This is a genomic window from Acinetobacter sp. Li1LvA2, from assembly GCF_056156705.1.
On the sequence record NZ_JBSICF010000003.1, the window covers coordinates 299,192 to 313,966 of the forward strand.

At 39.9% G+C, this 14,775-nt stretch carries 12 protein-coding genes; 7 read left to right on the top strand and 5 right to left on the bottom strand.

The features are described 5' to 3' along the window. The first annotated feature begins 57 nt into the window (after positions 1 to 57). The gene (locus ACS604_RS08740; RefSeq protein ID WP_474771286.1) at positions 58 to 3,555 is read left to right on the top strand and encodes a hybrid sensor histidine kinase/response regulator; all 3,498 of its coding nucleotides are present in this window, start codon (positions 58 to 60) and stop codon (positions 3,553 to 3,555) included. A gap of 389 nt (positions 3,556 to 3,944) precedes the next feature. After that, a complete protein-coding gene (locus ACS604_RS08745) occupies positions 3,945 to 4,712 on the top strand; it encodes a hypothetical protein (RefSeq protein WP_474771288.1) in 768 nt (255 codons plus the stop codon). A gap of 43 nt (positions 4,713 to 4,755) precedes the next feature. Here the strand turns inward: ACS604_RS08745 and ACS604_RS08750 are convergent, their stop codons facing one another. Further along, positions 4,756 to 5,406 carry a response regulator transcription factor gene (locus ACS604_RS08750; protein ID WP_004790013.1) on the bottom strand — a complete coding sequence of 217 codons (651 nt, stop codon included), beginning with the start codon at positions 5,404 to 5,406 and terminating at the stop codon, positions 4,756 to 4,758. Between the two features lie 376 nt (positions 5,407 to 5,782). Here ACS604_RS08750 and msuE point away from each other — a divergent pair, with 376 nt between their 5' ends. Continuing rightward, on the top strand, positions 5,783 to 6,520 hold the full coding sequence (gene msuE / locus ACS604_RS08755; protein ID WP_151963779.1) for an FMN reductase: 738 nt from the start codon (positions 5,783 to 5,785) through the stop codon (positions 6,518 to 6,520). Positions 6,521 to 6,564: 44 nt separating this feature from the next. After that, positions 6,565 to 7,677 (top strand): dimethylsulfone monooxygenase SfnG, encoded by a 1,113-nt coding sequence (gene sfnG, locus ACS604_RS08760; protein WP_005300669.1) that lies wholly within the window; start codon positions 6,565 to 6,567, stop codon positions 7,675 to 7,677. Between the two features lie 93 nt (positions 7,678 to 7,770). Here the strand turns inward: sfnG and ACS604_RS08765 are convergent, their stop codons facing one another. Next, positions 7,771 to 8,184 (bottom strand): Lrp/AsnC family transcriptional regulator, encoded by a 414-nt coding sequence (locus ACS604_RS08765; protein WP_238612264.1) that lies wholly within the window; start codon positions 8,182 to 8,184, stop codon positions 7,771 to 7,773. A gap of 105 nt (positions 8,185 to 8,289) precedes the next feature. Here ACS604_RS08765 and ACS604_RS08770 point away from each other — a divergent pair, with 105 nt between their 5' ends. Further along, entirely contained in the window at positions 8,290 to 8,832 is a 543-nt protein-coding gene (locus ACS604_RS08770; RefSeq protein ID WP_238612265.1) for a cysteine hydrolase family protein, read from the top strand. Between the two features lie 42 nt (positions 8,833 to 8,874). Here the strand turns inward: ACS604_RS08770 and acs are convergent, their stop codons facing one another. Then, positions 8,875 to 10,824 (bottom strand): acetate--CoA ligase, encoded by a 1,950-nt coding sequence (gene acs, locus ACS604_RS08775; RefSeq protein WP_474771291.1) that lies wholly within the window; start codon positions 10,822 to 10,824, stop codon positions 8,875 to 8,877. Between the two features lie 294 nt (positions 10,825 to 11,118). On the opposite strand from acs, the gene ACS604_RS08780 reads away from it, so the two are divergent. Continuing rightward, positions 11,119 to 11,694, top strand: coding sequence for a DUF805 domain-containing protein (locus ACS604_RS08780; RefSeq protein ID WP_151963775.1), 576 nt, complete (start codon positions 11,119 to 11,121; stop codon positions 11,692 to 11,694). A gap of 114 nt (positions 11,695 to 11,808) precedes the next feature. Continuing rightward, positions 11,809 to 12,789 (top strand): mechanosensitive ion channel family protein, encoded by a 981-nt coding sequence (locus tag ACS604_RS08785; RefSeq protein ID WP_474771293.1) that lies wholly within the window; start codon positions 11,809 to 11,811, stop codon positions 12,787 to 12,789. Here ACS604_RS08785 and ACS604_RS08790 read toward each other — a convergent pair. After that, positions 12,769 to 13,476, bottom strand: coding sequence for a 16S rRNA (uracil(1498)-N(3))-methyltransferase (locus ACS604_RS08790; protein WP_474771295.1), 708 nt, complete (start codon positions 13,474 to 13,476; stop codon positions 12,769 to 12,771). The two genes, ACS604_RS08785 and ACS604_RS08790, sit on opposite strands and share 21 nt — an antisense overlap. After that, positions 13,473 to 14,765, bottom strand: a complete 1,293-nt coding sequence (locus tag ACS604_RS08795; RefSeq protein ID WP_474771297.1) for a 3-deoxy-D-manno-octulosonic acid transferase — start codon at positions 14,763 to 14,765, stop codon at positions 13,473 to 13,475. Before ACS604_RS08795 ends, ACS604_RS08790 begins: the two co-directional genes overlap by 4 nt. Positions 14,766 to 14,775: the final 10 nt, after the last annotated feature.

Consider the following 14,775-nt stretch of genomic DNA (forward strand, 5'->3'; position numbering starts at 1 on the left):
ATAGCTTTGTTTCTGCTTGGGGTATGATAGGCACAAGGTTTTAATCATGTGAGTCATATGAACAGCTGGCTGATTATTGGGGTACTCACCCTTTATATAGCACTCTTATTTATTTGTGCTTTTTTTGGTGAAAAGCATGCCAGCCGTCTGAGTACACGTGGCCGCATGTTCTTGTTTAGCTTAACGCTAGGCGTTTACTGTTCATCATGGACATTTTACGGCGCGACTGGGGCAGCTGTTCGAGAAGGCGTCATTTTCTTGCCTATTTACTTAGGTCCTCTCTTATTTGTCTGGTTTGGTTATGACATTTGGCGACGCTTAGGCCGAGTACGTCAGCATCACGCAATTTCATCGATTGCCGACTTTGTTGCTGCACGTTATGGCAAAAGTGGCGTCTTGGCTTCGCTAGTTACGATCTTGGCAGTAATCGCCATTATTCCCTATCTGGCCTTACAGTTACGTGCGATTGCTTTAAGTACTTCTGTCATTATGGAACAGAATGCTCATATCCATACAACGACCAATAGTGTTTTGCTTTTAACCAGTGTACTGGCTATTTTGGCCATGATTTTTGGTACAAGGCAAATTGCCAATACCGAGCAACATGGCGGCCTAATGTTAGCTGTGGCATTTGAATCTTTTGTAAAATTATTCGCGCTGATTTGCGTTGCTTTATTTTTTATTTTTGAAACACCAGCGAACCTTGCACAAGTCACATCAGATGTGAACCAAACCTTTCAAGAAGTTCAGTTGTTTGGAGTGCCTGAAACTTTCTGGATTCAGACGTTATTGGCAGGTCTAGCAATTATCTGTTTACCCCGCCAGTTCCACGTGGCAGTAGTTGAACTACGCGATGAAAAGCATATTCGCGGTGCGCGTAAATGGTTCGCGGTTTATCTGATTTTAACAATTTTAGCTATTATTCCGATCGCAAGCTGGGCATTACATGCAGCACCGAAGTTCTTAACTGTGCCTGATGTTGCAGTACTCTCATTACCCCTGAGTTATAACCAAGAATGGTTAGCTTTACTGGCCTTTTTAGGTGGGTTCTCTGCATCAACAGGCATGTTACTGGTTTCATCTGTTGCCTTGTCTATTATGCTCAGTAATGACTTGATTATGCCTGCACTCTGGCGTTTTAAGTTGCTATCACGTCACGATAAACATTTACCTAAAGTTCTTAAATTCAGCCGTCGTATTAGTATTGTCGCGGTGATGCTACTTGGTTTTTTATTCTTTCATTTCTTTAATGATATTAACCAGCTTTCAGTATTTGGTTTATTGGCGTTTAGTGCCGTTGCCCAGTTTGCTCCTGCGCTTATTGGAGGCTTGTATTGGCGAGGCGGAAGCCGCCAAGGTGTCTATGCTGGCCTCATCGTTGGATTTTTAATGTGGAGTTACACCTTACTATTTCCAACAATCTTACGTAGTTTGCCAGAAGCCTATCAGGAAACAGCCCAAAGTATTTTGCTTTTTGGCCCTTTTGGAATTAACGCCTTACGACCAGAGTCACTTTTTGGTTTTGAATCATTTGCGCCACTTACACACGGTGTTATTTGGTCACTCGGTTTAAATATTGTTTTATATATTTGGATTTCTAAACTTTACCGCCCAAGTGTGGCAGAACAAATTCAGGCAGAAAGCTTTTTCTATTATGAAACTAAGCCATTGCCATCACCGCATACATCTACTGATTTAACCTATTTACCGCACGATGCTGCACGTTTAAAAGTAGGTGACCTGTTCGCTCTTGCTAAAAGAATTACAGGTGAACAGCCAACAACACAAGCATTCGAGAACTTTTGCGAGCAAAATCATCTAACGCTTAACCCGAATAGCATCGCCAATGGCATGTGGTGGCGGTTCACCGAACAATATCTAGCTGGCATTATCGGAGCTGCTTCTGCCCGTACTTTGCTGACTACAGCAATGATCAATAATGGCCTCGCATTAGGACAAGTCGCTAATATTTTAGACCAAGCTTCACAATGGCAACGGTTTAATCAAAACTTGCTGATGACCATGATTGACCACATGACCCAAGGGGTAAGTGTGGTTGATAAAAATATGTGTCTGGTGGCTTGGAACAACCAATATTTAAAACTATTTGGCTACCCGAAAGACTTAGTTTATGTAGGTTGTCCAATTGCCGACCTGATTCGTTATAACGCTGAACGCGGCGAATGCGGTCCCGGTTCAGTCGAAGAACATGTTCGTAAACGATTACACTGGATGAAAGTCGGAAGTGCGCATGAATTTGAACGAATCCGTAAAGATGGACGCGTTATTCAAATGCGCGGTAATCCTATTTCAGGTGGAGGCTTTGTTACAACATTCGCCGACATTACTGCTTTCCGTGCGAATGAGGCAATACTCGAAGCGCGAGTAAAAGACCGAACCCAACAACTTGCAGATGCTTTAACAGAACAACAGCTTGCGCGTGAACAAGCCGATATGGCGAATATGTCAAAAAGCCGATTTATTGCAGCGGCAAGTCATGACTTGTTACAACCCATGCATGCGGCTCGTCTCTTTAGTACTGTTCTTGAACAAAGCATTGCGACCGAAGAAGACCGTCAAACTTTGCAACAACTTGACCGTGCTCTATATGGTGCGGAAAGCATGCTCTCTGCCCTACTCGATATTGCCCGCTTAGAAGGTGGGAGCATACAGCCAAAAAGACAACCTTATCCGTTGCATGACTTACTCAGTGATCTTGAACTACAGTTTAAATCGATTGCTGCTCAGCGAAATATTTCACTCAAAGTTCACGATGTATCGTTCTGGATTGACACAGATCCACAGTGGATACGACGTATTATTCAAAACTTTGTGAGTAATGCATTACGTTATACCGCCAAAGGCCGAGTGATTGTCGGTGTATTACGTTCGGCGCAAAAACCTGACCATATTCGAATTGGAGTATGGGATACAGGCCCCGGAATTGCCGAAGAACAACGTATTAAACTGTTTCAAGAGTTCGAACGCTGTGGGCATTTATCACCGTGGGGTGAGCAAGGCCTAGGCTTAGGTCTTGCAATTGTGCAGCGTATGACAGGTTTGTTGAATTATCCTGTTCATGTCTACTCTCAACTCAATAAAGGCTCCTGCTTTATGATTGAGGTTCCAGTCGTAGAAGCGCCAAAAGTGATAACCCCAACCGTACAGGCAGTGCCTTTAAAAACTAAAGCCTACCGGATTTTATGTTTAGACAATGATGAAACTATTTTAGAAGGAATGAGTAGCTTATTAGGTCGATGGGGTTATGAGGTTTTTAAAGCCACTGAACCAGAACAAGCACTTCAAATTATTCAAAAAGAAAATATTCAGGTCTGGCTTATCGATCAGCATTTAAATAACAACCAACTTGGTGTCGATTTTATTTTGCAAAACCGACAGCATGACGTTCCGGTTGCTTTAATTACAGCAGACTCTCATCCAGAGTTACCTCAACAATTGAAAGAACTGAATATTGTTTTACTCAAAAAACCGCTTAAACCAGCCTCTCTAAGAGCATGGCTATCGGGACTTAAAATTGCCAGCGCGGCAGATTAAACATTTTCCTCTCCCAAGCTTTTTATAAGTTTGGGAGAGATTTTTTGGCAAAAGTTATAGGTTTAATTTAAGCCAATAGGCAGAACTGCTCAAAAAGTCTACTTTTGTTGATTAAATAATTGGCTAAACTTTCCAACAGCCCTTTTTCTATGGCAAAGCCCATCTTTTTTGTAAGTGAACACTTGTATACTTAGTTACAATTTAATAAATATTTGTTTTTTAATAATATTGTCTAGCTAAAACTACCATATACGACTTTAGTCGTATTCTACTTGCATTCTTGATGACACATAACTACTCCAAACGCATTTGATAAATGTATAACCATTTTTTAACCGATTTCTATATTAAGCACCCCTGCTCACGAATTAATGCAAAGGACAATTGCCATGAATATTTCTGATAACAGCCCACAAAACCAACTATCATCTCAACAGTTTTATCGTCAATACAGTGCCAATGCTTTACTTCCTGAACTAGATTGGCAAAGTATTTTTCCCAACAGCAAACTGAATGAAGCCCATATCAAAGCGTTAAATACCATTTATCAAAGTGCAGTCCCACTCGCACTTAATGTATTTCATGATCTAAATTTTGATGTATTTGCACCTGCGGCTTATCATCCTCAAGGATTAGGCTTATTTGATAAATTGGCACAACAAGAAGAAAACTTCTTAAAGGTTCTTAGCTCTGAAAGTGAAAATCTTGACCATGACACACGTCATCAAATTTGGAGCATGTTACTTCGCGGTGGAGCTGTACTTGTTTTCAAAGCTTGGCTTGGCCATGTCAAACTTGGCGAAAATCAGTTAGATATGACTCAATTTGATGAGCTCTCTGACTTACTCTTTATTAAAACTCATCCAGATCAACTTGCTGAACGACTACATGTCGATGAAAAAGCAAAACTCGACCATATCTTCTTAATGTATGGCAATGATATTTTCCTTGATCGCTTCAATAGCCTAGAAACAGCTGCACTTTTTGTAGATTTAGGCGTTTATGATGCAGCGTTTTTAAGCTTACGTGATGACCGTGTAGCTGAATATTTAAAAAGTAAAGGCTATGTGACCCAAGAACAGATCGATGATTTGCAATGTGCACTCAATCCTTTGTACTGCGACAGCCTAACACCAAAGCAAGATTGCCTTGCTTAAGTGGCACACATAAAAAAGACCTCAACTGAGGTCTTTTTTATTTTTAGATTTTCTTATCTTCAATATTTAATGCACTAATTGCCAATACGGCTTGTGTACGGTTTTGCACACCTAATTTTCTAAAAATAGCGGTTACATGGGCTTTAATTGTTGCTTCCGAAACATCGAGTTCATAGGCAATCTGTTTATTTAGCAAACCTTCCGCAACCATCATCAAAACACGGAATTGCTGTGGTGTTAAAGATTGGATACGTTCAGCTAAAGCAGTTTCATCTGCCGCTCTCGGATCAAGATTAAGGTTAGGTGGCAAATTAGGTGGTAACCAGATTTCACCTTCTAAGACGTGGCGAATCGCTTCACCAATATGACTTGGATGAGCAGATTTAGGAATATAACCCATCGCGCCATGTGCAATCGCACGCTGAATAATTGAAGTTTCTTCATGTGCAGAAACCACAATAATTGGAATAGCTGGATACTGTGCTCGTACATAGACTAGAGCAGAAAAGCCTGAGGCACCCGGTAAATTTAAATCGAGTAAGACTAGATCAGGTTCTGCCCCATTTTCCAAACGCTCATAAAACTCATCAACCGAAGCTGTTTCATGAATTTGTGCCTGTGGCAGGCTATAACGTACTGCTTGAATTAAAGCATGACGAAACAAAGGATGATCATCAACGATTAAAATATTCATAAGCGATTAAAGTAATCTTGAGCATAAGTATGGCCTATTGTAACCCTACTATTTAGATGAAAGATACGTTCATCTTATCCATTTTTATGCAAAATGTTGATAAATGCAGAACTTAGCTAAAATATTCAGATGTTTTTTAACATTTAATCAAAATTAATCTGTTTTTTATATAAGCTTACTTTTTATTATAAAAAATATATCACCTATAATTATATAAAATAAAATCAATAAGTTAATATAAAAACAAAGTATAAAAATACTCTATTTATCTTTTATATTTAAAACTGATAAGGTTGACCAATTTCGTTATTTTACAGTTTACCGTCGTTATTGATTAATAAGTCTAATCTCTTGTTTTAGACTTAGGAACCAAATTATGACTGGTATCACATCACCAAAACCTTTAAATATTGTTGCTGTTTCTGGTGGCTTAAATACCCCCTCTAAAACGGAAAGTTTGGTTCAAGCCATTCTTGATGAGTTATCCGAAGCAACCGACATTAAAGTTCACTTTATTAAATTAAGCGAAATTGGGCCCTTATTAGGCGGTGCATTTTATCGCAACCAACTTCCACAGCGCGTACAAGATGATCTTGCAGCGGTTGAAGCAGCTGATGCTTTAATTGTCGGTACACCAGTTTACCGCGCATCTTTTACGGGTCTTTTCAAACATTTCTTCGATTTTGTTGAACAAACTGCATTGGTCGATGTGCCTGTTCTTTTAGCAGCATCGGGCGGTAGTGATCGTCATGCACTGGTACTTGAACATCAACTTCGTCCATTGTTCAGTTTCTTCCAAGCACAAACTTTACCGATTGGTGTATATGCGACCGATCGTGACTTTACCCCTGAATACACGGTGAAAAGCGAGCAATTATCAGATCGTATTACGTTAGCTGTAGCGCGTGCATTGCCAATTTTAGAATGGGCACCAGCGAAAGGTAAACGTGCTGAAGTAGTGAAATCTAAGACTCAGCAAGCAAATCAAGAGCTTGGTATTAACAAGCAAATTGAGCAAGAAGAAGTATTACCTTCAGCGGCTGTGCCTGATCTTAATGCAGCAGAGTCTCGCTTGCATCACAAATCTGGTAAATCATTAACGCATGTTGCCTAAGTGCAACAGAGCTAAATAAAAAGAACGACTGGGGAGAGCGAACCATGACGCAATTACAACAACCAATTAAATTTGCTTATTGGGTACCAAACGTAAGCGGTGGCCTTGTAGTAAGTAACATCGAACAGCGTACAGACTGGAGTTATGACTACAATGTTCGACTTGCACAGGCTGCCGAAAAAAATGGTTTTGAATATGCGCTCACCCAAATTCGTTTTACGGCGGGCTATGGGGCAGAAAACCAGCATGAATCAGTAAGTTTCAGTCATGCATTATTGGCAAAAACTGAAAAACTTAAAGTCATTGCAGCTATTCTGCCCGGCCCCTGGAAACCGGCACTCGCAGCTAAGCAACTTGCAACAATCGATTATCTAACCGAAGGCCGTATTGCCATTAATGTGGTGAGTGGTTGGTTTAGAGGAGAGTTTGATGCGATTGGTGAAGAGTGGCCAGAACATGATCAGCGCTATGTCCGCTCTGAAGAATTTATTCGTACGTTAAAAGGAATCTGGACCACCGATAACTATAGTTTCGATGGTAAATACTATCAATTCCAAAACTACACACTTAAACCGAAACCTCTGCAAAAGCCTCATATTGAAGTGTTTCAAGGCGGCAGCTCACGGGCTGCACGTGACATGGCTTCACGCGTATCTGACTGGTATTTCACCAACGGTAATACCGTAGAAGAAATTCAAAAACAAGTCGAAGACATTCGCACTAAAGCTAAAGCCAATAACCATCAGGTTAAAATTGGTGTAAATGCGTTCATTATTGCTAGAGATACCGAAGAAGAAGCAAAAGCGGTACTTCAAGAAATTATTGATAAAGCCAACACTGAAGCGGTAAATGCGTTTGGCGATGCAACACGTGAAGCAGGTGCAGCTTCTCCAGAGCAACAAGGTAACTGGGCAAAATCAAGTTTTGAAGATTTAGTGCAGTATAACGATGGCTTTAAAACCAATTTAATTGGTACACCTCAACAAATTGCAGAGCGTATTGTAGCGCTTAAAAATGTAGGTGTTGATTTGATTCTTTCTGGATTCTTACATTTCATTGAAGAAGTAGAATATTTTGGGGAAAAAGTTCTACCACTCGTTCGCCAATTAGAACTTCAACAAGAAAAGGAGATAGAAATTCAAGCAAAATCAGCCTAAAAAACTTCATTTAAAGCAGCGCAAGACAATAAAAACAATAAATTAAAAATAAAGAATTTATTGGCTCCAAGACTCGGCTTGGAGCCTTTATTTTTAAGTTTTCTCGACTTCTCGAATCACTGTTTCAACCGAATAACGGCACCATTTTGAAAGTTTCTCAATAAATTCATTTAATGCTGCGGGTTCAAAATGGCTGACGATCATATAGCAAGCATTGCCCATCACTTTAAAGCATTCATCGATTTGTTCATATTGCTTGACCAGATTTTCAATTTCCTCAAAAGCGCGTTGTTCATTTAAATGCAAATGAATAAATTGTTTATGCGAATATTGCACAGCAATCGTGTAATTTTTGATGACACCAGCATCCATTAACTGTGCAATTCGAGTGCCCACCGCCTGCCCTGTCCGGTGAACTCGCTGCCCAATTTCTTTATTGGTTAGTCGAGAATCGTGTTTAAGCAATGCAATAATTTTTAGATCAATCGGGTCTAATTCAATATTCATTTTTCATGGTGAAAGAAAACTGGCGGTAATGCTTTCATCTGACTATAGCCGATTTTACTGGCAGAGAATAATCTTGTTTTATCTCATATCAACAAGAGTGATCTCATGAAACAAGCACTATTAATTATCGATGTACAAAATGATTATTTTAAAAATGGCAAAATGGAATTGGTTGGACCAGAGCAAGCACTAGAAAAAATAAAACAACTCGAACAATATTTTAGCGAGAAAAACTTGCCAATCATTTATGTGCAACATATTAACCCGCCACAAGCGAGTTTCTTCCAAGAAAATACAGATGGAGTTTTACTTCACCCTGAACTCAGTACTGGAAGTGATTCATTAATCGTAACAAAGCACTATCCAAATAGTTTTTTAGAAACCGATTTAGATGAACTTTTAAAAACACATCAAATTGAGCAACTCGTGATTACAGGCATGATGACACACATGTGTATTGATTCAGGTACACGCGCAGCCAAAGAACTGGGCTATCAACCGATCTTAATTGCAGATGCAACCGCAACTCGTAATTTAAGCTATGACGGAAAAATTGTAAAAGCTGAAGACGTACAAACCGCTTTTTTAACTGCGCTTAGTACATTTGCAAATGTACAAAATACTGCTGACTTTTTAGGAAATTCTTAAATAAAGCCCAATAAAAAAGCCCCAGATGGGGCTTTTTTAAAATTAGTTTTGTTTATCAGGATAAACAGTTTCAATTAACTGATCTACCACGGCAGGCTCAGCCAAAGTTGAAGTATCACCCAAACTATCAAGCTCATTTGCTGCAATTTTTCTTAAAATACGGCGCATGATTTTACCAGATCGGGTTTTAGGTAATGCTGGTGCCCAATGTAGTGCATCAGGTGAAGCCACAGGTCCAAGTACTTTACGCACCCAATTAATTAACTCTTTACGCAGTTCTTCCGACTCTTGAACACCCGCTTGTAGAGTCACAAAAGTACAAATACCTTGTCCTTTAATATCATGTGGCATACCTACCACGGCTGCTTCTGCTACTGACTCATGCGAAACAAGAGCACTTTCAATTTCAGCAGTACCCAGACGGTGGCCTGAAACGTTCAAGACATCATCAACTCGACCTGTGATCCAGTAATAACCATGTTCATCACGGCGAGCACCATCACCCGTAAAGTAGGTATTTTTAAAGGTCGAGAAATACGCTTCAATAAAGCGATCAGGATCGCCCCAAATGGTACGCATCTGGCCCGGCCATGAATCTTTAATCACAAGATTACCTTCAGCCGCACCTTCTAGCTCATTGCCTTCACCATCTACAATCGCAGGTTGAATACCAAATAACGGACGTGTTGCCGAACCTGGTTTTAAAGCTGTTGCACCCGGCAATGGAGCAATCAAAATACCGCCTGTTTCGGTTTGCCACCATGTATCAACAATCGGACAGCGGCCTTCACCAACAACGTTGTAGTACCAATTCCAAGCTTCGGGGTTAATAGGCTCACCGACCGAACCAAGTAAACGCAGGCTGCTACGGTTACTTTCACGTACAAATGAATCCCCTTCTCGCATCATCGCGCGAATTGCGGTTGGGGCCGTATATAAAATAGAGACTTTGTGCTTATCGACCACATGACCAAGACGTGCCCATGTTGGATATTGAGGGACACCCTCAAACATTAAAGTCGTAGTTCCATTTGCAAGTGGGCCATAGATCAAATAACTATGTCCTGTAATCCAGCCTACATCGGCCGTACACCAGTACACATCATCTTGTTTTAGATCAAAGACCTCTTTAAAGGTACTTGTTACATAGACTAAATAACCACCTGTGGTATGCAAAACACCTTTAGGTTTACCTGTCGAGCCCGAGGTATAGAGAATAAATAATGGGTCTTCAGCCTTCATCGGTTCTGGAGGACAGTTGGCATCCACTTCCATAATAATGAGGTGATACCACAAATCACGTCCCGGCTTCATTTCAATCGGGTTCGCATTACGGTAAACCACAACTACATTTTCAACGCACTCTGTACCCGGCAATTCTAGAGCCAAATCGACATTTTCTTTGAGTGGTAATAGTTTTCCGGCACGTAGGCTTGAGTCCGCGGTAATCACCAGTTTAGCTTGGCTATCTTCAATACGGCTTGCTAAAGAGTCTGGTGAGAACCCACCAAACACCACGCAGTGAACAGCACCAATACGGGCACAGGCCAACATCGCAATTGCAGCCTCAGTGACCATCGGCATATACAACACAACACGGTCGCCTTTACCAATACCATATTTCTTTAAAACGTTGGCAAAGCGGCAGACTTCGTCGTGTAATTCTTTATAAGAAACGATTTTATGACGAGAAGGATGGTCACCTTCCCAAATAATTGCTGGTTTATGAGGATGTTCTTTAAGATGCCTGTCTAGGCAGTTTGCTGATACGTTCAACTCACCATCAGCAAACCATTCAATTTTGAAATTGTCTTTGTCAAAACTCGTATTTTTAACTTGGGTAAATGGCTTTATCCAATCGACAATTTTAGCTTGCTCTGCCCAGAATTCATCTGGGTTCTCGATAGAGTGTTGATAACGTTTAAAGTAGTCTGCTTCAACAGTACGAGCTGTCTTTTTAAATTCCTCTGGTACTGGATAGATCTCATTCATACGCAACTTCCTTGATCTTGTGCATCCCATCTCGAGACTGTGGCTATTATTTTACTGGATCTTATTTGTATGCCTTTTCAGTATGATGACTGTTTCAAAGCCTAGACAATGCGACTTTGGTCATATATTAACCACTTACTCAAGCACACGAAATTATGAACATTTTTATAAAATTAAGTTGATTTAAAACATTTGTCTATAGCTTTTACTTTTATAATTTTTTCAAGATTTGATGGTTTTGATCATCAACAAAGATTATTTTGTCTCTCATACGCAACACAGGAATAAAATAATATGTTTGCCCAAACAAGCTCCTCACGCCCACCTCAGCTCCCTTTTAAAGATAGTCCGTTTTCAATTCATGGGCGCTTTAATCGCATGAGCTATTTAGGTGGTTATGGACTGATTTATTTAGTCACCCTCTTGGGCTATTTCATTTTGGCTTCATTTCTTGGAAGTTTTCAGCTTTCAAGCAATTTATTTAATTTTGAATTTTATAGCTCTCTTTCTGGAGCCAGTGCTTTAGTAGTCTGGGCTTTTTCGCTGTTTCTGATTTATTTAAATATTGTACTCGTTGTTCGACGCTTGCACGATCTAAATAAGAGTGGCTGGATGGGACTGCTATTGTTCATTCCAGTTGTTCAGTTCTTTTTTATGATTTATTTACTGCTTGCCTCAGGTACAGCAGGTCCCAACGAATATGGTCCTGTTCGACCAGCAACGTTTATAGAAAAACTGATGGCTTGGCTTATTTTAGTCGCTATTTTAATTAGCCTTATTTCAACAGCAGGAATTTTTTATTATTTCTCAGGGACTGATACCTTAGAAACACCGACACAAATCTTACAAAAAGGAACGGAATACTTTTAATTAAAAAACACTTTATTATTTGGATGAACTCATTATAGTAGGCGCACATTTTATCTCCTACTATGATGAAAGCCGAAAATCGCTTTCATAAATTTTTTTTAATTGAGACTTGCCGTGGCTGATGAACAAAAATCCTTAACGGATGTCGCAAAAAATACAGGCGAACTTTTGCAAGAAGCGGGCACTAAAACCACTCAAACGGTTTTAGCCCATACTGAAAAGTATCATGATGCCTATACCACTATCGACAAAATCGTGGATAGCTTTTGGGAACGTGTGCCTTATATATGTATTGCGATTATCGTTTTTATTATTTTTTGGCTACTGACCAAATTATTTAAGTTCTTTGTTCGTAAAACCTTAGAAAACCGCTCTTACACACGCCAAAACCTAGTTTTGGTCTTAAACCGTGTAGGCAGCACGACAATTCTATTTTTTGGTTTCTTAATTGCACTCGTCATCATGATTCCAGGGTTTACACCAGGGCAACTCATGAGTGCTCTTGGAATTGGTTCTGTCGCTATTGGTTTTGCATTTAAAGATATCTTTCAAAATTTACTGTCAGGCATCTTAATCTTATTAAGCGAACCATTCCGCATTGGCGATTCCATTGTTGTAAATTCGCTTGAAGGAACTGTTGAAGATATTCAAATTCGTGCAACATTCTTACGCTCGCCAGATGGCCGTCGCATTGTTATTCCAAACGCAACTGTTTATACGAGTGCTTTAACTGTAAATACAGCTTATCAACAACGACGCTGTGAGTTTGTAGTCGGTATTGGATATGACGACGATGAACAAAAAGCCAAGCAGATTATTTTAGATATTCTTAACAATGATCGAAATGTACTTAGTCAGCCAGCCTTCTCGGTTAACGTTACAGCGTTAGCAGATTTCTCGGTTAACCTAACTGTACGCTGGTGGGTTGATACGACTGAAACTGATATTTCGTCATCTACGAGCACCATTCAAGCTCAGGTCAAACAAGCTTTTAATGCGAACGGAATTAATATTCCTTACCCAATTCAGGAATTAAAAATGGCCGCAAATCAGCCACTTTTAAACCCTGAAGCATCAACTAAAGAGCCGACCTAAAATATAAGAAATAGACGTTTCAGTTCTTAAAATACGGTTGCCTAAGCTCACAGCTTGGCAGCCGTTTTTTGTGAGCAAATCAATTTCATAGGGAATAAAGCCACCTTCAGGCCCAACGACTACACTACAAGCATGTGGAATATTCACTGGCATGCTCTGCTCGGCATAAGGGTGAGCCACATAGGCTGGTTTTTCTTTCGAGATCAAGCTTGGCAAAACGTCTTCAACAAAAGGTTTAAAGCGTTTGTACATGTGAATTTCAGGAACAATCGTGTCACCTGCTTGCTCAAGTCCTAAAGTCACATAGTTATCGAGTTGTTGAAAAAATGGAGTTTGCCAATAGCTTTTATCTACCCGATAACTATGAATCAAACTAATTCTTTCAACCCCTAAAGTCACACTGTCCATGATTAAACGGCGTAAAACTTTGGGTCTTGGTAAAGCCACAATTAAATGAACCGGAATTTTTGCAGGGACAGCTTCTTCACTAATAGGTCGTATACAAACTTCTTGCTCGTTAATCGAAATAATTTCAGTGGTATAACGTGCGCCATTACGAACACCAACTTTTAGATTCTGGCCAACCGTAATATCAAGATGTTCACGTAAATGTTGTAATTGGCGCTTTGAGTGAATTAACCACGTGTCTGACTGAATATCTTCAGGCTCTAGTAAAACGATATTCATGGTTTGTCGGCCAAATACCGATTAATTACGCCAATATGTTTTTGCAATGAACCTTGGTTACGTTGTAAGACTTTATGCGCTTGTTCCACCACTTGTTGAGCCTGATCAGGTTCAGCTAAACATGCCATCCAGATTGCCACAACTTGCTCAGCGTCTTGAGCAATGAGCACACCATTTTCGTCAATGAATTCATCGACAATGGTTTGGAAATTAAAGTAACGAGGTCCAATGACAGTCGGTACATTCAAAACCATAGGCTCTAAAATATTATGTCCACCACCCGGCTCATTTAAAGAACCACCTACAAAACACACCTGACTTAAGGCGTACCATAACCAAAGCTCTCCCATACTATCAGCCAGATAAACCTGTGTACTCGTATGAATACTTTGGTTCAAGCTTCTACGGTGAGTAATTAAATCTAGGTTTTGGCAAATTTCAAATACTTCATCGAAACGTTCAGGATGTCGAGGTACGACAATACAAACTAACTCTGGATCTGACTTTAAATAAGGCTGAAGTGCTTGCAAAATTTGTTGTTCTTCGGGTGCATGTGTACTGGCAATTGTCAGTACTTTACGTTGTCCCAAATACCATAGCTGGTGTAACTTTGCTGCCTGATTTATAAATGCTTCTGGTGCGTGAATATCAAATTTAATATTCCCAACTACCTGACTTTTTTGTTGATCTAAACCAAGCTCGACATAGCGTTGGCGAGTAGCATTATCTTGTGCTAATACCCAGTCAATTTGATTGAGCATTCCTGCTGTTAAACCTGAGACTCGACTATAACCTTTAGCTGATTTTTCTGATAACCGCGCATTTAACAATAAACAAGGAACCTGTTGTAGCTTGGCTTGATCAATTAAATTTGGCCAAAGTTCAGTTTCTACTAATGCTAAAAGTTTCGGCTGATACAACTCAAAAAATTGTTTTAAAAGGTGCTTTTGATCAACAGGCAAATAAACTGCTTGAAATAAATCTAAATACGGCGCTTTTAAAAATAATGATTTGGCACGCGCCTGCCCAGTTTTAGTCGTATTAGTAACTAACACAGGTTGACCGAGTTTAAGATAATGCTCGATTAAAGGCTGCGCAGCATTGGTTTCTCCAACCGAAACAGCATGGAACCAAATTGCTCTCACATTTTTCGGAGATTCAAACGGCCCAAATCTTTCAAGACATTCCTGATTATATAATTCCTGGCTTTCTGCACGTTTTTTTATCCGCCAGTGGTAAAAAGGTTTTAATAAATGGAGTGCGGTGTTGTACCAAAATGGGGTCGCCAAGCGGTTTGCC

Coding starts and splice junctions, on each gene's coding strand:
- ACS604_RS08740 (WP_474771286.1), top strand. CDS start 58: ATGAACAGCTGGCTGATTATTGGGGTACTCACCCTTTATATAGCACTC.
- ACS604_RS08745 (WP_474771288.1), top strand. CDS start 3,945: ATGAATATTTCTGATAACAGCCCACAAAACCAACTATCATCTCAACAG.
- ACS604_RS08750 (WP_004790013.1), bottom strand. CDS start 5,406: ATGAATATTTTAATCGTTGATGATCATCCTTTGTTTCGTCATGCTTTA.
- msuE (WP_151963779.1), top strand. CDS start 5,783: ATGACTGGTATCACATCACCAAAACCTTTAAATATTGTTGCTGTTTCT.
- sfnG (WP_005300669.1), top strand. CDS start 6,565: ATGACGCAATTACAACAACCAATTAAATTTGCTTATTGGGTACCAAAC.
- ACS604_RS08765 (WP_238612264.1), bottom strand. CDS start 8,184: ATGAATATTGAATTAGACCCGATTGATCTAAAAATTATTGCATTGCTT.
- ACS604_RS08770 (WP_238612265.1), top strand. CDS start 8,290: ATGAAACAAGCACTATTAATTATCGATGTACAAAATGATTATTTTAAA.
- acs (WP_474771291.1), bottom strand. CDS start 10,824: ATGAATGAGATCTATCCAGTACCAGAGGAATTTAAAAAGACAGCTCGT.
- ACS604_RS08780 (WP_151963775.1), top strand. CDS start 11,119: ATGTTTGCCCAAACAAGCTCCTCACGCCCACCTCAGCTCCCTTTTAAA.
- ACS604_RS08790 (WP_474771295.1), bottom strand. CDS start 13,476: ATGAATATCGTTTTACTAGAGCCTGAAGATATTCAGTCAGACACGTGG.